Origin of the sequence: Streptomyces sp. NPDC055243, from assembly GCF_044544025.1 — a bacterium.
GTDB lineage: Bacteria > Actinomycetota > Actinomycetes > Streptomycetales > Streptomycetaceae > Streptomyces.
In genome coordinates, this window is sequence record NZ_JBITWR010000020.1 from 96,568 (window position 1) to 118,433 (window position 21,866).

A 21,866-nucleotide genomic window follows, 5' to 3' on the forward strand; every position below is an offset into this window, starting at 1 on the left:
CGCGCCAGAGCCGCTGGTCACAGCACCTTCCGCGACCCGGAAGGGCGCCACCGGCCGGGCCGTGAGACACGGTGGCGCCGCACTACCCCGCGGGTCCGCCGCAGTGCCGAAAGGGAGGATGCGATCGCCATGCCTGAGCAAGCCTTGCAGCAGTCGGTGGACCGTCAGTTGCCCACGGACGAGGCGCGGGATCTGCTCTCGCTCGTCCGGGACATCGTCCAGCGGGAGATAGCTCCCCGCGCGGCCGAGGAGGAGGACGCCGGGCACTTCCCGCGCGAGGTCTTCACCCTCCTCTCCGAGTCGGGGCTGCTCGGCCTTCCGTACGCCTCCGCGTTCGGCGGCGGCGACCAGCCGTACGAGGTCTATCTCCAGGTCCTGGAAGAGCTCGCCGCCGCCCGGCTCACCGTCGGCCTCGGCGTCAGCGTCCACTCCCTGTCCTGCCACGCGCTCGCGGGGTACGGCACCAAGGAACAGCAGGCCGAGCACCTCCCCGCGATGCTCGGCGGCGGACTGCTCGGGGCGTACTGCCTCTCCGAGCCGGCGTCCGGCTCGGACGCCGCGTCCCTGCGGACGAAGGCCGTGCGGGAGGGCGACGAGTGGGTGATCACCGGAACGAAGGCGTGGATCACGCACGGCGGCGTCGCCGACTTCTACACCGTCCTCGCCCGCACCGGCGGCGAAGGCGCCCGCGGCATCTCCGCGTTCCTGGTGCCGGGTGACGCCGAGGGCCTGCACGCGGCGCTGCCCGAGAAGAAGATGGGCATGAAGGGCTCACCCACCGCCCAGATCAACTTCGACGGGGTACGGGTGTCCGACGCCCGCCGCATCGGCGAGGAGGGCCAGGGCTTCGCGATCGCGCTCTCCGCGCTCGACTCGGGGCGGCTCGGCATCGCGGCCTGCGCCATCGGCGTGGCCCAAGCGGCGCTCGACGAGGCGCTTCGATACGCCACCGAGCGGCGCCAGTTCGGCCGGCCGATCGCGGACTTCCAGGGCCTTCGGTTCATGCTCGCGGACATGGCGACGCAGATCGAGGCGGGCCGTGCGCTCTATCTGGCCGCGGCACGGCTGCGCGACGCGGGCAGGCCGTTCTCCAAGCAGGCGGCCATGGCCAAACTGCTGTGCACGGACGCCGCGATGAAGGTCACGACGGACGCCGTGCAGGTGCTCGGCGGCTATGGCTACACCGCGGACTTCCCCGTGGAGCGTTTCATGCGCGAGGCCAAGGTGCTCCAGATCGTCGAGGGCACCAATCAGATCCAGCGGATGGTCATCGCCCGTCACCTCGCGGGTCCCGACTCGCGCTGAACTGCCCGAGCCTGACCGGCGGCGCCGCGAGCCGCACCCACTCCGGGTCGTGGCGCCCCGGCAGGGTCTTGCCCCGCTCGGCCCAGTTCCGGATGAGGGCGCGGTAGATCGGCGGATCCTGCAGGTGCGGCGGCTGGGGCTGCGGAGGCTGCTGGGGCGGCTGGGGGCGCGGCGGCTGCGGACGGGGCGGCTGGGGGCGCGGCGGTTGCGGGCGCGGCGGCTGAGGGTGCGGCGGCTGAGGGTGCGGGGGAACCGATTCTGCGGAGGGCGGGGGAGCCGTCAGGAGGGTGCGCCTGCGGCGGCCGGTCGGCGGGTACGCCATGGGCATCGGCGTGGGGGTGGTCATGCCCGGCCAACGCGCCCCGCCGGGCACAGGTCACCGCCCATCGGATTCGAGTGTCAGTTCACGCCCGGCCCGAGCGCCGGTCCGGGACCCGCCGCGTGAGGCCCCGCGGCCGGGTGATCCGTGCGGTTCCACGCCTCCGCGAACGCGGACTGACACGTGTCTGGCTCCGTCACGTCCTCTGACGTACCGTCAACTCCGCGCCGGGGCACCGGCCCGAGCCCGGCGCCAGCCAACTGCCGTGCGCCCAGGGAGGTTTGACGTGGCAGACGACCGTCCCGTCCCGCTCGACGAGTACCCGATCCATCAGGTGCCGCTGTCCATGAAGCAGGTCGCGACGGGCGACCGCAACGCCTACGACCGCTGCATCTTCCACCTCTTCGACCACGAGGGCCGCGCGCTCCTCATCCTCGGCCTCGGCGTCTACCCGAACGTCGGTGTCATCGACGCCTACGCCACTTTGCGCAGAGGAGATACGCTCCACGCCGTACGCGCTTCGGACGCGCTCGGCGACGACCGGATGGACCTCTCCGTCGGCCCGCTGACCATCACCGTCGAAGAACCGCTGCGGCGGCTGCGCCTGCGGTGCGCCGCCGATCCGGACGACCCCGGCTCCCTCTCGTACGACATCACGTGGAGCGCCTCCTTCCCCGCGCTCTGGGAGCCGCACCACATCCAGCGGCGCGGCGACCGGCTCTCCCTCGAAGGGCGCCGCTTCGTCCAGGCGGGCGGCTGTACCGGGATGATCCGCGTCGGCGGCGAGGACATACCGGTGACGGCGGGGGAGTGGACCGCGACCCGTGACCGCAGCTGGGGCGTGCGGCCGATCCCCGGCGAGGAACGCGGGCGCCTGGAGGAGGAGTTCGGCACCGAGGGCTTCCACTGGATCTGGAGCCCGGTGCGCTTCGAGGACCGCTTCCTGATGGTCATCTCCCAGGAGGACGCGGACGGCTACCGCACCCTCAACGAGGCCACGCTCGTACGGCCCGGGATGCGCGACCGCCAACTCGGTTGGCCCCAGGCCGACATCACCTACCGCTCCGGCACCCGCCACCCCGAGCGCGCCGTCGTCCACCTCACCGACCCCGACGGCCGCAAGCCCCTGGAACTGGGCGTCGAGGTCCTCGCCTCTCTGCCGCTGGCCGTGGGCGCCGGCTACCCGCCCGCGGACGACTGGCAGCACGGCACCTGGCAGGGGCGCGGCTGGACCGACCGCCGCGCCTACGACCTCTCGGACCCGGCGGCGCACCCCCGGGCCGCGTACGGAGTCATCGACCACGCCGCACGCTTCACCCTCGACGGGCGCACGGGGTACGGCATCTTCGAGCACGGCAGCTTCGGCCGCCACGACCCGAGCGGCTTCACCGGCTTCGACTCCGTGGCCCCCTGAGGCCCGCAACCCCTGAGATCCGTGGTTTTTCGAGGCCCGCAGCCCCTTGAGAGGAGCTCAGCGATGGCGACAGCACCACGCCCCCGCACCACCACCCGCGACCCGGAGGAGCTCGCCCGCAGGCTCACGGCCTGGCTGGGCGCGCGCCTGCCCGGCGCCAAGGCCACCGGCGTACGGGTCCCCGAGTCCAACGGCATGTCGAGCGAGACCCTGCTCTTCGACATCGAGCACCCGCAACCACCCCTGAAGGCGTGCGCGTTGCGCGTGGCGGCGGACCCGGCCGCGTACACGATCTTCCCGGTCTACGATCTGCCGCGCCAGCACCGCACCATGCGGCTCGTCGCCGAACACACCGACCTGCCCGTGCCGCGCGTGCTGTGGCTGGAGGAGGACCCGGGGCCGCTCGGCGCGCCCTTCTTCGTCATGGAGCGGGTCGAGGGGCGCGTGCCGCCGGACGTCATGCCCTATACGTACGAGGGGAATTGGCTGCACTCCGCGAGCGACGCCGAGCGCGCACACCTGGAGGAGGCCTCGATCCGTCTGATCGCCCACCTCCACGACCAAGTGCCCGTCGCGGAGGCCGAGTTCCTGGCCCTGCCCGGCGAAGGCAGCCCGCTGCGCCGCCACGTCGAGGCCCAACGCGCCTACTACCACTGGGTGGTCGACGGACTGCCCCGCTCGCCACTCATCGAGAGCGCCTTCGACCGGCTCGAGGAGTGGTGGCCGCACGACGAGGGCGAGACCGTCCTCAACTGGGGCGACGCGCGCATCGGGAACATCATCTACGACGGCTTCGAGCCAGCCGCCGTACTGGACTGGGAGATGGCGGCGCTCGCGCCCCGCGAGGTCGACCTCGGCTGGACGGTCTATCTGCACCGCTTCTTCCAGGACCTGACGGTGAGCTTCGGGCAGGACGGCCTGCCCGGCTTCCTGCGCCGCGAGCGGATCGAGGAGCGCTACGCCCAACTCACCGGCCACACACCGCGGTCCATGGACTTCCACACGCTGTACGCGGCGCTGCGGCACGCCGTCGTCATGCTGCGCGTCGCCTACCGCCAGGTGCACTTCGGCGAGGCCGCGGTCCCCGACGATCCGGACACGCTGATCCTGCACCACGCCAGCCTGGCGGCCATGGTGCAGGACAGCTACTGGTAGGCGTCAGGCCGCGGAGCGCCCGTCCTGCTCCGGGGCGCGGCGCGGGCGCGGTCCCGCGACGTGCGAGAAGGGCTGCGTCCGCCAGTCAAGTCCTTGAGGGAGCGTCAGGAGCAGGGCGGTGTCCTGCTCCTGAGCCTCCATCGTCTCGTCCGCGGGCTCCGCCTCGGCGGCGGAGCGGCCCGTGCCCGGGCACACCGTGAGCCCGAACGGGTTCCACCGGGTGGCGCACAGCGCGTGCTCGGGCAGGACGTCCTCGTCCGCCAGGAGCGCGATCGGCTGCGCGCAGTCGGGGCACGTCACCCGGTACATCTCGAAGGTGTCGTACGCGTCGAACTCCGCGTCGGTCGCGTCCGACGGTTCGACGCCCTCCGATACGGGCGCGGACATGGATTCATCGGAGCGCTGCTGCTTGCTGCGGGCAGGGCGACCGGGGCGCTTCACGTTCTGCATGGGATTCTCCCCCTTGGGTGGGCCGAGAAGGCGCTGCGGCCTCGACCACAGCAAGCACTTCCCGTCCCGTCGTAGAGGTAATCGTGGCATCCCTTTGGACACGGTCACAGGTATGTGGCGTTCGTCACATGCCCGGAGAAGATGCAGCTCCCGTGCCCACAGGTATCCGGAGGGATCAAGAGCCCTGTAGGTTCGGCGCATGGAGGAGCTGGACCGACAGATCGTGCAGCTGCTCGTCAAGGACGGGCGGATGAGCTACACCGACCTGGGCAAGGCCACGGGCCTGTCCACATCGGCCGTGCACCAGCGGGTGCGCCGGCTCGAGCAGCGCGGTGTCATCCGCGGTTACGCCGCGGTCGTGGACCCGGAGGCCGTCGGCCTGCCGCTCACGGCCTTCATCTCGGTGAAGCCGTTCGACCCCAGCGCGCCCGACGACATCGCCGAGCGCCTCGCGGGCGTCCCGGAGATCGAGGCGTGCCACAGCGTGGCGGGCGACGAGAACTACATCCTCAAGGTGCGCGTCGCGACCCCCCTGGAACTCGAACACCTGCTCAGCCGCCTGCGCGCGCTCGCCGGTGTCTCCACGCGCACGACGGTCGTGCTCTCCACGCCGTACGAGGCCAGGCCCCCGCAGGTCTGATCCTGCCGCGGGAGACCCCTGCGCGGGGCCCGCACCCCCAGGGGTCAGACTGGTCCCATGAGCGAGAGCACCACCCCCCAGAACGGCCCTGAAGGCCACCGCACCGTGCTGCTGCGCGGCGGAGACGTCCACAGCCCCGCCGATCCGTTCGCCACCGCCATGGTCGTCGAACGCGGGCACGTCGCCTGGGTGGGATCCGAGGGCGCGGCCGACGCGTTCGCCGACGGCGTGGACGAGGTCGTCGACCTCGAAGGGGCGCTCGTGACCCCGGCGTTCACCGATGCGCATGTGCACACCACGGCGACCGGCCTCGCCCTGACGGGCCTCGACCTGACGGGCGCCCGCTCGCTGGGCGACGCGCTGGCTCTCGTCCGCGAACACGCCGCCGCCAGGCCGCACGACCGGGTCCTGCTCGGCCACGGCTGGGACGCCGCCCGCTGGGCGGACGGCCGTCCGCCCGCGCGCGCGGAACTGGACGAGGCCACCGGCGGCCGTCCCCTCTACCTCTCGCGCATCGACGTCCACTCGGCCGTCGTCTCCACGGCGCTGCTCGACCTCGTCCCCGGCGTCACCGGGCGCACGGGCTTCCACGCGGACGCGCCGCTGACCGCCGACGCCCACCACGCGGTGCGCGCCGCCGCCCTCGGCGCGCTCACCCCGCAGCAGCGCACTGAAGCCCAGCGCGCCGCGCTGCGCCATGCCGCGTCCCTCGGCATCGGCTCCGTGCACGAGTGCGCGGGCCCCGAGATCTCCGGCGAGGACGACCTGACAGGGCTGCTGCGCCTGGCCGCCGAGGAGGCCGGTCCCCGCGTCGTCGGCTACTGGGCGCAGCAGGGTGAGGAAGGCGTCGCCCGTGCAAAGGAGCTGGGGGCCATCGGCGCCGCGGGCGACCTCTTCGTCGACGGCGCCCTCGGCTCGCACACCGCCTGCCTGCACGAGCCGTACGCCGACTCCGGCCACACCGGCACCGCCTATCTGGACGCGCCCGCCGTCGCCGCGCACGTCGTCGCCTGCACCGAGGCGGGGGTCCAGGCGGGCTTCCACGCCATCGGCGACGCCGCGGTGAGCGCCGTCGTCGAAGGCATCCGCGCCGCCGCGGAGAAGGTCGGCCTGGCCCGCGTGCGCGCCGCCAGGCACCGCGTCGAGCACGCCGAGATGCTCACCCCGGAGACGATCGCCGCCTTCGCCGAACTCGGCCTCACCGCCTCCGTGCAGCCCGCCTTCGACGCCCTGTGGGGCGGCGAGGACGGCATGTACGCCCAGCGTCTTGGTGCCGAACGGGCCCGCACCCTCAACCCGTACGCGGCCCTCCTGCGCACCGGCGTCCCGCTGGCCTTCGGCTCCGACAGCCCGGTCACCCCGCTCGATCCCTGGGGCACCGTCCGCGCCGCCGCGTTCCACCAGAACCTCGATCACCGCGTGTCGGTGCGCGCCGCGTTCACCGCCCACACCCGGGGCGGCTGGCGGGCCATCGGCCGGGACGACGCGGGCGTCCTGGTGCCCGGTGCGCCGGCCGACTACGCCGTCTGGCGCACCGCGGATCTCGTGGTCCAGGCCCCCGACGACCGGGTCGCGCGCTGGTCGACCGACCCGCGCTCGGGCACGCCCGGTCTGCCCGACCTGAGCCCGGGCGTCGAACTCCCCGTCTGCCTGCGTACGGTCGTCTTCGGAAAGCCGGTCTTCGTACGGCCGGACGAGTGATGTCCCGGCGGTGCGTACCGCCGATCGCGGCCCGTTGTCGCGTCGCACGACCTGCGTATCCTCGGCACTGACCTGGCTGTCTTTGGAATAGAACCAGGTCAAAGGGCTATTGACAGAACGCGGCCGTCGGCCGGTAGGTTCGGCCGGGTCCACCACAGGACGTCCGACCGGAGAACCTCCACGCAACCGTCGAACGCCGCTGGGCCATGGGTGGTGTGCCGCACCGGCGCACCACCACTGGGAGCCAGGTCCAGCGCCCGCGCCGCGGATGCGAGGGAACGTTCCACCGGGCCGGCAGGTGTGACCCGGGTGGGGCCCGGACGCTCAGTAGACAACGGCTCTCGGTCGACCCGCAGCCAGCGGGCCCCAGGTCGGCCCGAAGGGTGCCGGGCCCCGATCCGCAGTACTCCCCTCGACTGCCCGTGCCGCCGTGGCCTCGACGGAAGCGGCCACTATGGTGGTCCTCTGCGTACGAACGAAGGGGCAGTAGTGAACGACGGCGGTGGGGTCTCCGAAACCGGTGACCAGGGGAGGCAGTTCGGCCCGCTCGGCATGGCCTTGGTGATCATTCCGACCTACAACGAGGCGGAGAACATCCAGTCCATCGTCGGCCGTGTCCGGGTCGCCGTGCCCGAGGCGCACATCCTCGTCGCCGACGACAACAGCCCCGACGGCACCGGCAAGATCGCCGACGAGCTCGCGGTCGACGACGACCACGTCCACGTACTGCACCGCAAGGGCAAGGAAGGCCTCGGCGCGGCCTATCTCGCGGGCTTCCAGTGGGGCCTGGACAACGGCTACGGCGTGGTCGTGGAGATGGACGCGGACGGCTCCCACCAGCCCGAGGAGCTGCCGCGGCTGCTCACCGCGCTCAAGGGCGCCGACCTCGTCCTGGGCTCGCGCTGGGTGCCGGGCGGGCGGATCGTGAACTGGCCCAAGTACCGCCAGCTCATCTCGCGCGGCGGCAGCACGTACTCCCGGCTGATGCTCGACGTGCCGATCCGCGACGTCACCGGCGGCTACCGCGCCTTCCGCCGCGAGACCCTCCAGGGCATCGGCCTCGACGAGGTCGCGTCGCAGGGCTACTGCTTCCAGGTCGACCTGGCGCGCCGGGCGATCAAGGCGGGCTATCACGTCGTCGAGGTGCCGATCACCTTCGTCGAGCGGGAGCACGGCGACAGCAAGATGAGCCAGGACATCGTCGCCGAGGCGCTGTGGCGCGTCACGGCGTGGGGCGTGGGCGAGCGGGTCGGCCGCGTGGGCCGCGCGCTGGGCCGCAAGGACGCCGAGGGACCGCAGGGGCCCCAGGGGGCGCAGGAGCCCCAGCAGAACCAGAAGGACCAGAAGGATCAGAAGGACTAGCAGGACCGTAAGAACCCCTGATCACCGCTCGTCCGGCGGTTCGCCTGCCGATCATCCCCCTTATGCCGGTCTGAGCCGTGTCCAGGCACACTGGAGCCATGACGACTGGCGTACCGCCCACCCGACCCGCCCGGCCCCGGCGCTCCCGCGTCCTCAGGTTCCTGCCGCTCGGCATCGCCGCGTGGCTGGTCCTGGAGATCTGGCTGCTCACCGTGGTGGCGGGCGCCGCGGGCGGGCTCACGGTGTTCCTGCTGCTCGTGGCCGGTGTCGTGCTCGGTGGCATGGTCATCAAGCACGCCGGACGCCGCGCCTTCCGCGAGCTGAGCGAGGCGGTGCAACAGCAGCAGAGCGGTCTGGCGCCGCACCCCTCCGAGCGGGGCGGAGGCAACGCCCTGACGATGCTGGGCGGCCTCCTGATCATCCTGCCGGGGCTGATCTCCGACGTCCTGGGGCTGCTCCTGCTGGTGCCGCCGGTCCAGAAGGCGGTCAGCCGCAGGGCGGAGAAGACGTTCGAGCGCAAGGTCCGCGAGGCCACCCAGGGCGGTGGCCTGGGCAATGCCTTCCAGCAGGCGCGCATGCACCGCCCGGACGGCAGGGTCGTCCAGGGCGAGGTCATCCGGGACGACGAGCGGCCGGCCCGTGGCGCGCACCCGGACGATCCGCAGCTGCCGCCCCGCTGAGCGGCTCGGCCGCCCGCGCGGGCGGCCGAGGGCAGCACGAAGGCCGGGGTCACTGCTCAGCAGTGACCCCGGCCTTCGTATGCGGTGTTGTGCGGTGTACCTCAGTTCGCCGTCAGGCGGACTTGCGGCTGTCCCGCGGGTGCACCGCGATGTTCATGGCTCCTGAACGGAGAACCGCGAGGCGCTCCTCCAGGACCTCCTCGAGTTCTTCTCGAGTGCGGCGCTCCATGAGCATGTCCCAGTGCGTACGCGCAGGCTTACCCTTCTTCTCCTCAGGTCCGTCGCCGTCTACAAGGAGTGCCTGGACCCCGCAGACCTTGCACTCCCACTCCGGCGGGATTTCTGCCTCTACCGAGAACGGCATCTCAAATCGATGTCCGTTCTGGCATGCGTACTCCACGGCCTGGCGCGGAGCCAAGTCGATGCCGCGGTCGGTCTCGTAGCTGGTCACCACGAGGCGCGTGCCGCGAAGAGCTCGCTCACTCATGAATCGTGCCTCCCGGGCTTGTCGCCCACAGGACAGGTGTCGCTGTCGTCGTCATCCGGTCAACGTCCGGTCGGCGGTAAAGATTCCCGTTAAGGGTCATGCGTCGCCGTCGTATGCCGCCCCTTGTTGTACCCACCAGCGCCCGGTATGTCACATCTGACAGAGGATGTCACCCTGCGTTTCTCAATCTTGAGCGCGCAGTAACGGTCCGCCTGGTAAGCCAAACGCGTACACTACCGCCCTTTGGCTTCAGTTGCTAAATCCTGTCGGGTACGGGATTTCCCGCGTCGCGGATCGCACGCCCCACGGGTACCCGTGCGAGCAGGACGAAACCGATCACGAAGAAGGCCACCAGCGAGACGATCGCGTCCCGGTAGCTCCCCGTGAGCTGGTACGTCAGGCCGAAGATCAGCGGCCCGAGCCAGGCCATGCCGCGATCGCTGATCTCGTACGCGGAGAAGTACTCGGCCTCCTTGCCCGCGGGCACCAGGTGCGAGAACAAGGACCGCGAGAGCGCCTGCGAACCCCCGAGCACCAGGCCGATCCCCGCCGCGAGCACGAAGAACCACACCGGCGCGCCCGCGGGCAGGAAGAACCCGGCGCCGATCGTCACCGTCCACGCGACGAGCGAGCCGAGGATGGTGCGCTTGGCGCCGTACGTCCGTGCGAGGCGCCCCATGGCGAGCGCTCCCGCCACCGCGAGCACCTGTACGAGCAGGACCGCCACGATCAGCGTGGACTGGTCGAGGCCGAGCTCCTCGGAGCCGTAGACCGACGCCTGGGAGATCACCGTCTGCACGCCGTCGTTGTAGACGAGATAGGCGAGCAGGAAGGACAGGGTGTGCGGGTGGCGGCGCATGTCGCGCACCGTCGACGCCAGCTGCCGCCAGCCGCGTGCCGATCCCGGCGAAGGCGGCACCTTGCGGTCGCGCAGCCGCCGCAGCGGTACGAGCGTGAAGGCGCCCCACCACACGCCCGCCGACGCCAGGCAGATGCGCACGGCCGTCGACTCCGAGACCCCGAAGGTGTCATGGGCCAGGAACAGGACAAGATTCGCCACCAGGACGAGCGCGCCCGCCGCGTAGCCGAACGCCCAGCCGCGCGATGAGACCGCGTCACGCTCCTGAGGAGGGGCGATCTGCGGCAGATAGGCGTTGTAGAGCACCATCGAGACGGCGAGCGAGGCGTTGGCGACGATCAGCAGGAAGCCGCCGAGGAGATAGCGGTCGCCGTCCAGGAAGAACATGCCGGCCGTCGCCGCGGCCCCCAGGTAGGCGGCCACCGCGAGCAGCGGCTTCTTGCGGCCCGTGCGGTCGGCGGCGGCGCCCGCGACCGGCATGACCAGGACCGACACGATCACCGACGCCGAGACCGCGTACGCGAAGAAGGACCCGGCGCTGATCGGGATGCCCAGCGGGTGCACATACCCGTCCCCGTCGGCGGCCGACTTGGCGATCTCCGTCAGGTACGGGCCGAGGAACACGGTCAGGACGCTGGTCGAGTAGACCGAGCACGCCCAGTCGTAGACGTACCAGCCGCGCTGCTCGCGCCGCCGCTCGGCGGCGCTCTCGTCGGCCGGTGGCGTTGCCCGCACGGTGTCGGTGCCCACCCGTGCCCCCCTCGCTGGTCCCCGTGGTCCGCTGCCGCCCAGAGGCGGTCAGGCCCAGGCTCCCCGGTCCTTCAGCACTTCGCGCAGCGTCTCGATGTGATCAGTGATGATGCCATCCACCCCGAGGTCGAGAAGGGCGGCCATGCGTTCGGCGTCATTGACCGTCCAGACGTGCACCTGCAGCCCGCGCGCGTGGGCCGCGCGCACGAAGCGGCGGTCCACCACCCGGATGCCGGCATGCGTCTCGGGCACCTGGGCGCACACAGCGGAGCCCCGCACGGGGGCGGGGATGCCGTACGAGCTGAGCCGCAGGCCCGCCGCGCCGCGCGTGCCGAAAGAGGTGGCCAGGCGCGGGCCCGCGAGCCGCTGGGCCCGGGCCACGCGCGCCTCGGAGAACGAGCCGACGCACACGCGGTCCCAGGCGCCGGTGCGGCGCAGCAGCTCGAGGAGCGGGAGCAGCGCGGGCTCGGCCTTGACGTCCACGTTCCAGCGGACGTCGGGGAAGGACTCCAGGAGCTCTTCGAAGAGGGGCACCGGTTCGCTGCCCGCTACGCGCGCGTGGCGGACGTCGCTCCACGGGAGGTCGGCGATCTGCCCGGCGGTGTCCGTCACCCGGTCGAGCGTCGCGTCGTGGAAGGCCACGAGACGGCCGTCCGACGTGGCGTGCACATCCGTCTCGATGTAGCGGTATCCCAGGCCGACCGCGCGCCGGAACGCGGCGGCGGTGTTCTCCAGGCCGTCCGCCGCCCCGCCGCGGTGGGCGAAGGGGAGCGGGCCGGGATGGTCGAGGTAGGGGTGGCGTACGCGCGTGGTCACCGCTGAAGTATCGCCTGCTCCGGTTGACCGCCGGCAGCCACGACGCCTCCCTTGGATGGAGCGGGGACGGCGAAGAAGCGCAGGAAGAACTGGGCCAGCGGGCCGATCGCCAGCGCGTACAGGACCGTTCCGATGCCCACCGTGCCGCCGAAGGCGAAGCCGGTGGCGACCACCGCCACCTCGACCAGCGTCCGCATCAGCCGGATCGAGCGCCCTGTGCGCTGGTGAAGGCCCGTCATCAGGCCGTCCCGGGGGCCGGGGCCGAACTTCGCCGCGATGTAGAGCCCGGTGGCCACGCCGTTCAGGACGATCCCGGCCACGAGGAGCGGTATGCGGGCGCCGAGCCCGTGTGCGTCCGGCATCAGGGCGAGGGTGCCGTCCATCGCCAGGCCGACGACGAAGACGTTGGACACCGTGCCCAGGCCGGGGCGCTGGCGCAGCGGGATCCACAGGAGAAGGACCGCGGCACCGATGAAGATGGAGACGACGCCGATGGACATCCCCGTCAGTTCGGCCAGGCCCTGGTGCAGCACGTTCCACGGTTCGAGGCCGAGGCCGGACACCACCAGGAGCCCGGAGCTCGCGCCGTACAGCGTCAGGCCGACGTACAGCTGGATGAGTCGACGGGTGACGGACAAGGGAGCCCCCTGCTGGTGGTAGTGGCCTGACGCATGACACTCTGTGGCTCGTAAAGGGATGCCAACCATGGCCAATTCCAGGAAGGTGGACTGGGAATCATGGCTCAGTGGACTTCGGCGGTGGGCGCCACGCAGCTCGCCCGGCTGCTCACCTCTCAGCAGACACGGCCCGCGGGCCCCGGCACGCGCCGGCCGCCCGCCTACCGCGCCCTCGCCGACGGTATCCGCATGCTCGTCCTCGAGGGCCGCGTCCCGGTCGCCGCACGGCTGCCCGCCGAGCGCGAGCTTGCGGTCTCCCTCGCGGTCAGCCGCACCACGGTCGCCGCGGCGTACGAGGCGCTGCGCACCGAAGGCTTCCTGGAGTCCCGCAGGGGAGCGGGCAGTTGGACCGCCGTCCCGGCCGGCAACCCCCTGCCCGCGCGCGGGCTCGAACCCCTTCCGCCCGAGGCCCTCGGCTCCATGATCGACCTGGGCTGCGCGGCGCTGCCCGCGCCGGAGCCCTGGCTCACCCGCGCCGTCCAGGGGGCCCTGGAGGAACTGCCTCCGTACGCGCACACGCACGGGGACTTCCCGGCCGGTCTGCCCGCCCTGCGCCAGATGCTCGCCGAGCGCTACACCGCGCGCGGCATCCCGACGATGCCCGAACAGATCATGGTCACGACCGGCGCGATGGGCGCCATCGACGCGATCTGCCACCTGTTCGCGCCGCGCGGTGAGCGCATCGCCGTCGAGTCCCCGTCGTACGCCAACATCCTCCAGCTCATGCGCGAGACGGGCGCCCGGCTGGTCCCCGTCGCCATGTCCGAGGGGCTCGAGGGCTGGGACATGGACCGCTGGCGGCAGGTGCTGCGCGATGCCGCGCCCCGCCTCGCGTACGTGGTCGCGGACTTCCACAACCCCACGGGCGCGCTCGCCGACGATGACCGGCGGCGTCAGCTCGTGGACGCGGCGCGCTCCGCGGGCACGGTCCTCGTCGTCGACGAGACCATGATCGAGCTGCGGCTCGACGACGACGTGGCGATGCCCCGCCCGGTCTGCGGCTTCGATCCGGGGGGCTCCACCGTCATCACCGTCGGCTCGGCGAGCAAGGCCTTCTGGGCGGGCATGCGCATCGGCTGGGTGCGGGCCGCGCCCGACGTGATCCGCAGCCTGATCTCGGCACGCGCCTACGCCGACCTGGGCACGCCCGTCCTGGAACAGCTGGCGGTGAACTGGCTCCTGAGCACCGGCGGCTGGGAGTCGGCCGTGCAGGTGCGCAGGGACCAGGCGCGCGAGAACCGCGACGCCCTGGTCGCCGCCGTCCGCCGCGAGCTGCCCGAGTGGGAGTTCGCGGTCCCGGCGGGCGGCCTCACCCTGTGGGCACGCGCCGGAGGTCTCTCCGGCTCCCGGCTCGCCGAGGTGGGCGAGCGGGTGGGGGTCAGGGTCCCGTCCGGGCCGCGCTTCGGCGTGGACGGAGCCTTCGAGGGGTATGTGCGGCTGCCGTTCACCGTGGGCGGCGCGGTGGCGGACGAGGCGGCGGTGCGCCTTGCCGCCGCGGCGCGTCTGGTGGAGACGGGTGCGGGCGGGGGCATGGACACGCCGCGGGCGTTCGTGGCCTGAGGGCCGGCTCTGCCCGAGCCCCGGTTCGCCCTGCGCCTCAGGTCTCCCCGAGCCTCAGCTTTCGGCGGCCACGGGCTGCGGCGTCGCGTCGGGTTCCGTCGCCACGGTGTCCGCCTCGGAGTCGGCCTCAGTGCCGGTGCCGGTGCCGGTGCCGGTGCCTGGCCCGGCGTCCGCGGGGGCGCTGCGTGCGGGCAGCAGCTCCGTCACCGCCTGCCGGTGCGACTCGCTCGTGGCGTCGTCGTACGGATCGGGCGTCGCGGGCACCTGGAGCCGGTGCACCGGACCCGTGCCGAGCCGGGCGTACCCGCGGCCGGGCGGGACGTCGGAGGTGGGCGTCGTGCGCGGCGGCACCCCGAGGATGTCCTCGACCTGGTCGAGCGTGGTGGGGCCGAGGACCACGCGCGCGCGGGTGTGCTGGCGCACCGGATCGCTCAGGGCGTCCAGGCTGTCGAACTGGTCGGCCACGACGACCGTGACGTTGGCCGCCCTGCCGTGCCGCAGCGGCACCTGCAGCAGTGACTGCGGGTCCTTGCGTCCGTCGGCCGCCGCGAGGTGGCCGAGCACGCTGGGGCGGTCCATGAGGATCCACAGGGGGCGCTTGGTGTCGTCCGGGGCGGGGTGGCCCGCCTGGCGGGCGCGGTTGGCGGAGATCAGGCGCCGCTCCGTCTCGTGCGCGGCCCACTCCAGGCTCGCCAGGGCTCCGGCGAGCCCGCACTCGATGGCCAGGACGCCGTCGCGTCCGGTCAGGCAGGCGTAGTCGCCGATGCCGCTGCCCTCGACGACCAGGACGTCGCCGTGCAGCAGGGCCTGCAGGGCGATGGAGCGCAGCAGGGTCGTCGTGCCGCTGCCGGGTTCGCCGATCACCAGGAGGTGCGGCTCGGTGGAGCGGGGGCCGGTGCGCCAGACGACGGGGGGAACGTCGCGCTGCTCGTCGCCGTCCGTCACGGGCAGGGTGCGCTGGACGCCGGTGGGGTCGGTGAAGCCGAGGACGGTCTCGCCGGGGGACGTGACGAACCGCTGGGCGGCGATGTCGGTGGGCAGCGGGGGCAGCACGTTCACCGTGAGCTGGTTGCCCTCCTCGTCCCACTCGAAGTGGTACTCGCGGCCGCGGCCCGACTTCGCGTGCAGCAGCTGCTCGATGCGTGCGCGCGATTCGGGCTCGCCGTCGGTGAAGTACGCGGGGTAGCGCACCACCAGGTGGGAGACGCGGCCGTTGTCGTCGAACTCGTAGGACGTGAGGGCCTTGTCCCACTCGCCGCCGTGCGCGAAGAGCGGAGCGGGGTCCTCGGGAACGGAGAAGTACGGGACGAGCGCTTCGTAGAGGGACTGAAGCCGCTGGGTCTGCGCCTCGTCGGGACCGGTGGGCGCCGGAGCCGGCTTCTCCCTGCCGCTCCATGCGGCGGCCGCCATCAGGCAGATGGCGGCGAGCAGCGGACCGTACGGGATGAGGGCCACGACCAGGACGACGGACGCCACGAGGAACAGCAGCGGTCCGCGCCGGTCCTTGGGGGTGTCGGCCCACTTGCGCCGCCCGGCCGCCGCCAGCCGGCGCAGTCCACGAGTGATCGTGATCAGCGGGTGGAGGACGTCCGTGGCGCTGTCGGCGGCCGACCGTGCGAACTCCCGGCTCCGGGCGATCGAGGCGGTGCCGTTGCTCAGGATGCGGGGGAGGGGGCGCCGTGCCACGTCAGTCTCCAGATGGTGCGAACGAAGTACTACAGGGGGCAGGGAGCAGGGGACGTCAGAACTTGATCCCGCCGAGGAGGCTCGCCAGGCTCGCGCTGCCGGCCTTGATGCTCGGGGCGATGGCGGTGCCCGCCATGAAGAAGCCGAAGAGCGCGCAGACCAGCGCGTGGGACGCCTTGAGGCCGTCCTTGCGGAAGAACAGGAAGACGATGATGCCGAGCAGCACGACGCCGGAGATGGACAGGATCATGAGGGTTCTCCTGGTTGGTGGGGACAGTCACCATGAGTTGTTCCAGGTTCACAGCATGTATCCATACGATAAAAGGTGCAAATGGGGGAATTTCCGCGAAATTCCCTCGAATGGCGGGGTCTGCTGAGCCGCGCGAGCAGGGGTTCGGAGGGCGTCCGGGTCCCTTCGTGATCTTTGCCGCGGGCGCGCCCCGTCATGTGCCCGGACGGGCAGTACCCTGTCGATTCACCCGTACGGCTGCACTCGTCGCCGTACGCCCCCTTTGAGTCACCCCGCAGTCGAAAGGCGGTCCGGTCCATGAGTGAAGCCCCCGACCCGGAAGTCGTGGAGCTGGCGACCAAGATCTTCGATCTGGCGCGCCAGGGCGACACCGAGGCCCTCGCCGCGTACGTGGACGCTGGCGTTCCGGCCAACCTCACGAACGACAGCGGCGACTCCCTCGTGATGCTCGCCGCCTACCACGGCCACGCGGACGCCGTCCGGGCCCTCCTGGAGCGGGGCGGTGACGCCAACCGTGCCAACGACCGGGGGCAGACACCGCTCGCCGGCGCCGTCTTCAAGGGCGAGGACACCGTGATCAGGGCGCTGCTCGACGGAGGCGCGGATCCGGCCGCGGGCACACCGTCGGCCGTGGACACCGCCAGGATGTTCGCCAAGACGGAGCTGCTCGAGCTCTTCGGGGCGGCCTGAGCGGGGTAGCTGACCAGCAACAACGGGGGCGCTGGAAATGTGGTCGCGGCGGGCTGAACCGCTGGGTCATCATGACGACGTGATTCACGGACGCGACGGCGGGGCAGGAGTTGCCGCACCGCGCGGACCGTGACGGCCCGCCCCCGGACCTCCCGTCCGGGATCCCTACGGGCCACCGACGAGAGGCAGAGGAAGATGGTCTACAGCAAGCAAGAGACGGCGGGCGGCCCGACGTGTTGGCGCACGGCCAGGTAATTCACGATTCCCGGTTGCGTCGACGCTTGATGTGAGGCTGTTTCCCATGTTCGATCCGGTCATAGCGCCCAGCGGTACGCTGCTCGGCCTGCTGCAGCGGGGCCGCGGCGACGGCACGCTGCACGCACTCACCGCCCCCCGATCCGAGGCGCTCGCCGCCCTCGAGACCTGCGTGCTCCACGACCCACGCCACGACTGGCAGGTGGAGAACCGCTCCCTCTACTACGCCCGGCTCTACCTCGATCTCCGCGGCGGGATCCAGGAGATCGAGCGGCATCTCTTCGATGCCGAGGACGTCCTGAACACGGACGACTCACGCACCGGCCTCGCGCTGGCGGTCCTGGGGCACCTCGCCTCGTACGGCAGGCACGACGCCCTCGAACTGCTGCGCAGGTACGCCGCGTTCGGCACCAACTGGGCCTGGGCCCTGGACGAACTGGCGCTGCGGGACGACGACACGGGCCTGCGCGCCCTAGCCGTGCCCGTACTCGCCAGATTCTCCCAGGACGCGCAGGGCGAGGCCGAACTGGCCGCCGCCGTGCGCGACGCCTACGAACCCCGGCCCTGGCGGCTGTGGGAGGAGGACCCGAGGGAGGGCGTCGGCGCCCGCGTGCGAGCCGCGCGCGAACAGGGGTCCTTCGACCGCTGGCAGCGCCAGCTGAGGCCATCGGGCCCACGCCCGGGATGGAGCGTCCGGGCCGTCTTCGACTGGGCGCAGGAAGGGCTCGAACGCGGCGCCGTCCTGCACGTGCCCGCCGCCCGCTGCCTGAGCGCCGTCGCCGGACCGGAAGACCGCGCCGAGATCCTCGAAGCCGCCCGCAACGGCTCCGACGGGGCGCGCGGCACGGCCCTGCGCTACCTCGCGGACGCCCATGATCCCGACGTCTTCGACCTGATCGAGTACGCGGTCCAGAGCCCGTCACGGGCCGTCGTGGACGCCGCGGCCGAGGCCTTCGAACGGATGCGCAGCGTCGCCGCCGTGGAGCGCGCCCGCCGCTGGGCCCTGCGGCCCGACGAACTCGGAGCCGCCGCCGGACGGGTGCTCGCCTGCAGGGGCGGCGCCCAGGACAGCAAGCTCGTCCTCGCCGCCCTCCGGGAAGCCGTCCGGGGCGAAGGCCCGGACGCACCGACCCTCTGGACCCTCGTCGACGGCGCCGGTCGGCTCGGCATCGCCTGCGCGGCCCCCGTGCTGCGCCACGTCTACCGCGAGACCGCCTCGTCCCACCTGCGCGGCCGCGCCGCCCGCGCGCTCGCCGCCACCGACCCCTCCTTCGCCGCCGGATTCGCCGTCGAATGCCTGTGGGACTGCGAGGAGTCCACCCGCGAGGTCGCCGCACGGCACGCCGAGACCGGCGACGCCCGCGTGGTCACCCAGCTCAGAAGGCTCGCCGCGGACCCCGCCGAGGAGGACGAGGTACAGACCGCGGTCCGCAGCAGAATCGGACCCGACGCGGCCGAGGTGTAACCCGGAGCGCCCCGGAGCGGGGCGCTCGGCGGGGGGACGGGGCGGGCGCGGAGCGGAACGCTCATGGGACGTTCCTCGCCAGGAAAGATCCACGTTGACGTGACCACGCCCCGCGCGACGACAACACGGGTATGCGTGTCGTCATCGTCACCGAATCCTTCCCTCCCGACGTCAACGGCGTGGCGCACTGCGCCCTCCAGACCGCCCGGCAGCTCGCCGCCCGCGGTCACGACCCCCTGGTCATCGCCCCGGCCCCCGCGGCCGGTGCGGACGCCGCATCCGATGCCAGTGCGCCCTGCCCCGTCATCCGCGTCCCCTCCCTGCCCCTGCCCGGCTATCCGCAGGTCAGGGTGGCGCTGCCCAGCCGCCGTCTGTCGGCCGCGCTGAGCGCGCACCGGGCCGACCTCGTCCATCTGGCGAGCCCCTTCGTCCTCGGCGCGCGCGGCATGGCGGCCGCCGCGCGCCTGGGCATTCCCGCCGTCGCCGTCTACCAGACGGACCTGGGCGGCTACGCGCGTACGTACATGGGAATGGGGGAGTCCACCGCCTGGCGGCGCATCCGCGCCGTCCACGCCGCGGCCGACCGCACCCTCGCCCCGTCGTCGGCCGCCCTGCGTGATCTCGTGACGCACGGGGTGCCTCGGGTGCGGCTGTGGCCGAGGGGTGTGGACACCGCCCGGTTCGGGCCCGCCCTCCGGGACGAGGCCGTACGCCGTGAACTCGCGCCGAACGGTGAGCTGATCGTCGGCTACGTGGGGCGTCTTGCTCCCGAGAAGCAGGTCGAACTCCTGGCCGGGGTGTGCTCGCTGGAGGGCGTACGCCTCGTCGTCGTCGGCGACGGCCCCAGCGAGCACTCCGTGCGCGCGGCGCTGCCCGGCGCGGTCATGCCGGGGCGCCGCACCGGGGGCGAACTCGCGCGGATCTTCGCCTCGTTGGACCTCTTCGTGCACACCGGGCCCTACGAGACCTTCTGCCAGACCGTGCAGGAGGCCATGGCCAGCGGAGTGCCGGTGGTCGCGCCCGCCGCCGGCGGACCGCTGGACCTCGTCGTCCCGGGCCGCACCGGAATCCTCGTGCCGCCCCGGGACGCCCTCGCGGTGCGGGACGCGGTCTGGGCGCTCGCCGCCGATCCAGGGCTGCGCGCCGCGTACGGCAGGGCGGGGCGCGCGGCCGTCGAGGGGCGGACCTGGGAGGCGGTGGGCGAACAGCTCGTCGACCACTACGCCCAGGTGCTCGCCGCGCGGACGGCGGTGGCGGCATGAGGGCGGCCCTGTACAGGGAAGCGGCCTACCGCGCGGCGGCCGAGCGCTCCGGAGCGCGGTCCGGCGAGTCGCTGCGCATCGTGCGGCTCGCCAACTTCGTCGCCCCCACGTCGGGCGGACTGCGCACCGCGCTGTGGGAGTTGGGACGCGGCTACCGCGCGGCCGGGCACGAGCCCGTGCTGATCGTGCCCGGCGAACGGGCCGGGGTCAGCGAGACGGACCAGGGGCGCGTCGTGACCCTGCCGGGCACGCCGCTGCCCGGCACCGGCGGCTACCGCGTCCTCGCGGACCGCCACCGGGTCGCCCGCCTCCTCGAACGCCTGGCCCCCGACCGCATCGAGGTCTCCGACCGCACGACGCTGCGCTGGACCGGAGCCTGGGCCCGGCACCGCAGGATCCCGGCCGTGATGGTCTCCCACGAGACGACGGACGGCGTCCTCAGGTCCTGGGGCATGCCCCGGCAGACCGCCCTGCGAGCCGCCGACACCCTCAACTCCCGTACCGCGCACGCGTACGCGCGGGTCGTGTGCACCACGGAGTGGGCCGCGCGCGAGTTCGTCCGCGTCGGGGCGCGCAATGTCGTCCGTGCTCCGCTCGGCGTCGACCTCGTGGGCAGTCATCCGGGGCTGCGTGATCCCCGCGTGCGCGGGCGCCACGCGCGCGAGGACGAGGTGCTGCTGGTGCTCTGCTCCCGGCTGTCCGTGGAGAAGCGGCCCGGCACGGCTCTGGACGCCTTGGAGGTGCTCCGTGGCCGGGGCGTGCCCGCGGTGCTCGTGGTGGCGGGGGACGGGCCGCTGCGCGCGCGCCTGGAACTGCGGGCGCGCGAGCGGCGGTTGCCGGTGACGTTCGTGGGGCACGTCGCGCACCGCACGACTCTGGGGGAGCTGCAGTCCGCGGCCGATGTCTGCCTGGCGCCGGGCCCCTGCGAGACGTTCGGCCTCGCGGCCCTGGAGGCGCTGGCGTGCGGTACGCCGGTGGTGGCCAGCGCGTCGTCGGCGCTGCCGGAGATCGTGGGCGGGGCGGGCACGGTGGCGACGGACGGCGGCGAGGCGTTCGCGACCGCCGTCCAGACTCTCCTCGCCCGCCCCGAGCGCATACGGAGGGAGACGGCACGCGCGCGTGCGGAGTGCTTCGGGTGGGGGAGAGCGGTCGGTGCGTTCTTGGCGGCGCATGACGCGGTGCCCCCTCGCCGTGCCGGAGGGGCGCGCTCGGCGGCGCCCCACGAGGAGCGTGCCTCGTGAAACCGCTGCGGTTCGTGGCCATGGGGGACTCCCTCACCGAAGGCGTCGGGGACCCCGTGGAGGAGGGGTGGCGAGGCTGGGCCGCGCTGCTCGCCGCGTCCGGCGTGGACGTCGAGTTCCACAACCTCGCCGTCAGCGGGTCCCAGACCGGCGACGTCCTGGACCGGCAGCTCCCCGCGGCGCTGGAGCTGCGGCCCGACCTGGCCTCCGTGATCGTCGGCGTCAACGACACCCTGCGCTGCACCTTCGACATCCGGGCCGTGGCCACGCGGCTGGACGAGATCTACGGAGCCGCCGCGCGGCAGGGCGCCCAGCTGCTCACCGCCTGCCTCCCCGACCCGGGAGCCATGCTCGGTTTGCCGGGCGCGCTGGCCCGCCCGCTGGCCCGGCGGCAACGCGCGGTCAACGCCGTCGTGCACGCCCTGTCCGAGCGGTACGGCGCCGTCCACCTGCACCTCGCGGAGGACGAGTGGGTCGCCGACCGCACCCTGTGGAGCGCGGACCGGCTGCACCCCGGCGAGCGGGGCCACCGTCTCGTCGCCGCCCGCTTCCACGCGCTGCTCGCGGCGCGGGGCCTGGTGACGGGCGGTCCGCCCTCGTGCGAGCCCCAACTGTCCTCGCCCACCCGCTCGGCGAGCCTGCTGTGGCTGGCCACCGCGGGCACCGGCTGGGTGGCGCGCCGGTGCACCGACCTGCTGCCCCAGCTGCTCACCCTCGCGGCCGACGAAGTACGCCACCAGGTGCGGGGCAGCAGCGCCCGGCTCGACCTGAGCGCCTCCCACGCGGTGACGGCGGCCCTCGCCGCGCTGACCGCGGCCGAGCAGCCGGACGCGGCGTAGGAG

General features: G+C 72.8%; 20 protein-coding genes. 13 read left to right on the forward strand and 7 right to left on the reverse strand.

From position 1 onward, the window contains the following. The first annotated feature begins 129 nt into the window (after positions 1-129). The 3 genes from ACIGXX_RS38280 to ACIGXX_RS38290 all read left to right on the forward strand — a co-directional run bounded on the left by ACIGXX_RS38280 (position 130) and on the right by ACIGXX_RS38290 (position 4,193). Positions 130-1,305 carry an acyl-CoA dehydrogenase family protein gene (locus tag ACIGXX_RS38280; RefSeq protein ID WP_351168785.1) on the forward strand — a complete coding sequence of 392 codons (1,176 nt, stop codon included), beginning with the start codon at positions 130-132 and terminating at the stop codon, positions 1,303-1,305. A 605-nt stretch (positions 1,306-1,910) separates the two neighbouring features. Next, complete coding sequence (locus ACIGXX_RS38285) at positions 1,911-3,038, forward strand: hypothetical protein (protein WP_351168787.1); 1,128 nt, start codon at positions 1,911-1,913, stop codon at positions 3,036-3,038. A gap of 63 nt (positions 3,039-3,101) precedes the next feature. Beyond that, entirely contained in the window at positions 3,102-4,193 is a 1,092-nt protein-coding gene (locus ACIGXX_RS38290; protein ID WP_361463363.1) for a phosphotransferase family protein, read from the forward strand. A gap of 3 nt (positions 4,194-4,196) precedes the next feature. Here the strand turns inward: ACIGXX_RS38290 and ACIGXX_RS38295 are convergent, their stop codons facing one another. After that, positions 4,197-4,643, reverse strand: a complete 447-nt coding sequence (locus tag ACIGXX_RS38295; RefSeq protein WP_383818321.1) for a hypothetical protein — start codon at positions 4,641-4,643, stop codon at positions 4,197-4,199. A 199-nt stretch (positions 4,644-4,842) separates the two neighbouring features. Between ACIGXX_RS38295 and ACIGXX_RS38300 the strand changes: the two genes are divergently transcribed. The 4 genes from ACIGXX_RS38300 to fxsA all read left to right on the forward strand — a co-directional run bounded on the left by ACIGXX_RS38300 (position 4,843) and on the right by fxsA (position 9,026). Further along, on the forward strand, positions 4,843-5,283 hold the full coding sequence (locus tag ACIGXX_RS38300) for an Lrp/AsnC family transcriptional regulator (protein WP_030789227.1): 441 nt from the start codon (positions 4,843-4,845) through the stop codon (positions 5,281-5,283). 57 nt (positions 5,284-5,340) lie between these two features. Continuing rightward, a complete protein-coding gene (locus tag ACIGXX_RS38305) occupies positions 5,341-6,984 on the forward strand; it encodes an amidohydrolase (RefSeq protein ID WP_351168793.1) in 1,644 nt (547 codons plus the stop codon). 489 nt (positions 6,985-7,473) lie between these two features. Next, positions 7,474-8,346 (forward strand): polyprenol monophosphomannose synthase, encoded by an 873-nt coding sequence (locus ACIGXX_RS38310; protein WP_399982917.1) that lies wholly within the window; start codon positions 7,474-7,476, stop codon positions 8,344-8,346. 98 nt (positions 8,347-8,444) lie between these two features. Then, positions 8,445-9,026, forward strand: coding sequence for an FxsA family membrane protein (fxsA, locus tag ACIGXX_RS38315; protein WP_399982922.1), 582 nt, complete (start codon positions 8,445-8,447; stop codon positions 9,024-9,026). A 112-nt stretch (positions 9,027-9,138) separates the two neighbouring features. Here fxsA and ACIGXX_RS38320 read toward each other — a convergent pair whose 3' ends face one another. From ACIGXX_RS38320 to ACIGXX_RS38335, 4 genes are all read right to left on the reverse strand, one after another. Continuing rightward, a complete protein-coding gene (locus ACIGXX_RS38320) occupies positions 9,139-9,513 on the reverse strand; it encodes an RNA polymerase-binding protein RbpA (RefSeq protein ID WP_249591189.1) in 375 nt (124 codons plus the stop codon). 256 nt (positions 9,514-9,769) lie between these two features. Beyond that, a complete protein-coding gene (locus ACIGXX_RS38325) occupies positions 9,770-11,122 on the reverse strand; it encodes an MFS transporter (RefSeq protein ID WP_361463365.1) in 1,353 nt (450 codons plus the stop codon). A gap of 48 nt (positions 11,123-11,170) precedes the next feature. Continuing rightward, on the reverse strand, positions 11,171-11,938 hold the full coding sequence (locus ACIGXX_RS38330; protein ID WP_361463367.1) for a glycerophosphodiester phosphodiesterase: 768 nt from the start codon (positions 11,936-11,938) through the stop codon (positions 11,171-11,173). Beyond that, a complete protein-coding gene (locus tag ACIGXX_RS38335) occupies positions 11,935-12,576 on the reverse strand; it encodes a hypothetical protein (RefSeq protein WP_351168804.1) in 642 nt (213 codons plus the stop codon). The genes ACIGXX_RS38330 and ACIGXX_RS38335 overlap by 4 nt, the downstream gene beginning before the upstream one ends. A gap of 99 nt (positions 12,577-12,675) precedes the next feature. Between ACIGXX_RS38335 and ACIGXX_RS38340 the strand changes: the two genes are divergently transcribed. Then, positions 12,676-14,175: a PLP-dependent aminotransferase family protein gene (locus ACIGXX_RS38340; RefSeq protein ID WP_351168806.1), complete on the forward strand. Its 1,500-nt coding sequence runs from the start codon at positions 12,676-12,678 to the stop codon at positions 14,173-14,175. Positions 14,176-14,229: 54 nt separating this feature from the next. Here the strand turns inward: ACIGXX_RS38340 and ACIGXX_RS38345 are convergent, their stop codons facing one another. Then, complete coding sequence (locus ACIGXX_RS38345) at positions 14,230-15,861, reverse strand: hypothetical protein (RefSeq protein ID WP_399982928.1); 1,632 nt, start codon at positions 15,859-15,861, stop codon at positions 14,230-14,232. 55 nt (positions 15,862-15,916) lie between these two features. Further along, positions 15,917-16,111 (reverse strand): hypothetical protein, encoded by a 195-nt coding sequence (locus ACIGXX_RS38350; protein WP_249591193.1) that lies wholly within the window; start codon positions 16,109-16,111, stop codon positions 15,917-15,919. 297 nt (positions 16,112-16,408) lie between these two features. Here ACIGXX_RS38350 and ACIGXX_RS38355 point away from each other — a divergent pair, with 297 nt between their 5' ends. The 5 genes from ACIGXX_RS38355 to ACIGXX_RS38375 all read left to right on the forward strand — a co-directional run bounded on the left by ACIGXX_RS38355 (position 16,409) and on the right by ACIGXX_RS38375 (position 21,863). Then, a complete protein-coding gene (locus tag ACIGXX_RS38355; RefSeq protein WP_351168810.1) occupies positions 16,409-16,801 on the forward strand; it encodes an ankyrin repeat domain-containing protein in 393 nt (130 codons plus the stop codon). Positions 16,802-17,102: 301 nt separating this feature from the next. Beyond that, on the forward strand, positions 17,103-18,521 hold the full coding sequence (locus ACIGXX_RS38360; RefSeq protein ID WP_351168812.1) for a HEAT repeat domain-containing protein: 1,419 nt from the start codon (positions 17,103-17,105) through the stop codon (positions 18,519-18,521). Between the two features lie 131 nt (positions 18,522-18,652). Further along, positions 18,653-19,783 carry a glycosyltransferase family 1 protein gene (locus tag ACIGXX_RS38365; protein ID WP_351168814.1) on the forward strand — a complete coding sequence of 377 codons (1,131 nt, stop codon included), beginning with the start codon at positions 18,653-18,655 and terminating at the stop codon, positions 19,781-19,783. Beyond that, the gene (locus ACIGXX_RS38370; RefSeq protein ID WP_399982934.1) at positions 19,780-21,024 is read left to right on the forward strand and encodes a glycosyltransferase; all 1,245 of its coding nucleotides are present in this window, start codon (positions 19,780-19,782) and stop codon (positions 21,022-21,024) included. Before ACIGXX_RS38365 ends, ACIGXX_RS38370 begins: the two co-directional genes overlap by 4 nt. Then, a complete protein-coding gene (locus ACIGXX_RS38375) occupies positions 21,021-21,863 on the forward strand; it encodes an SGNH/GDSL hydrolase family protein (RefSeq protein WP_366464642.1) in 843 nt (280 codons plus the stop codon). Before ACIGXX_RS38370 ends, ACIGXX_RS38375 begins: the two co-directional genes overlap by 4 nt. Positions 21,864-21,866: the final 3 nt, after the last annotated feature.

Bases quoted from the DNA above. Each gene is read 5' to 3' on its own strand.
- ACIGXX_RS38280 (WP_351168785.1), top strand. From the start codon at position 130: ATGCCTGAGCAAGCCTTGCAGCAGTCGGTGGACCGTCAGTTGCCCACG.
- ACIGXX_RS38290 (WP_361463363.1), top strand. From the start codon at position 3,102: ATGGCGACAGCACCACGCCCCCGCACCACCACCCGCGACCCGGAGGAG.
- ACIGXX_RS38295 (WP_383818321.1), bottom strand. From the start codon at position 4,643: ATGCAGAACGTGAAGCGCCCCGGTCGCCCTGCCCGCAGCAAGCAGCAG.
- ACIGXX_RS38300 (WP_030789227.1), top strand. From the start codon at position 4,843: ATGGAGGAGCTGGACCGACAGATCGTGCAGCTGCTCGTCAAGGACGGG.
- ACIGXX_RS38305 (WP_351168793.1), top strand. From the start codon at position 5,341: ATGAGCGAGAGCACCACCCCCCAGAACGGCCCTGAAGGCCACCGCACC.
- fxsA (WP_399982922.1), top strand. From the start codon at position 8,445: ATGACGACTGGCGTACCGCCCACCCGACCCGCCCGGCCCCGGCGCTCC.
- ACIGXX_RS38320 (WP_249591189.1), bottom strand. From the start codon at position 9,513: ATGAGTGAGCGAGCTCTTCGCGGCACGCGCCTCGTGGTGACCAGCTAC.
- ACIGXX_RS38340 (WP_351168806.1), top strand. From the start codon at position 12,676: ATGGCTCAGTGGACTTCGGCGGTGGGCGCCACGCAGCTCGCCCGGCTG.
- ACIGXX_RS38350 (WP_249591193.1), bottom strand. From the start codon at position 16,111: ATGATCCTGTCCATCTCCGGCGTCGTGCTGCTCGGCATCATCGTCTTC.
- ACIGXX_RS38355 (WP_351168810.1), top strand. From the start codon at position 16,409: ATGAGTGAAGCCCCCGACCCGGAAGTCGTGGAGCTGGCGACCAAGATC.
- ACIGXX_RS38360 (WP_351168812.1), top strand. From the start codon at position 17,103: ATGTTCGATCCGGTCATAGCGCCCAGCGGTACGCTGCTCGGCCTGCTG.
- ACIGXX_RS38365 (WP_351168814.1), top strand. From the start codon at position 18,653: ATGCGTGTCGTCATCGTCACCGAATCCTTCCCTCCCGACGTCAACGGC.
- ACIGXX_RS38370 (WP_399982934.1), top strand. From the start codon at position 19,780: ATGAGGGCGGCCCTGTACAGGGAAGCGGCCTACCGCGCGGCGGCCGAG.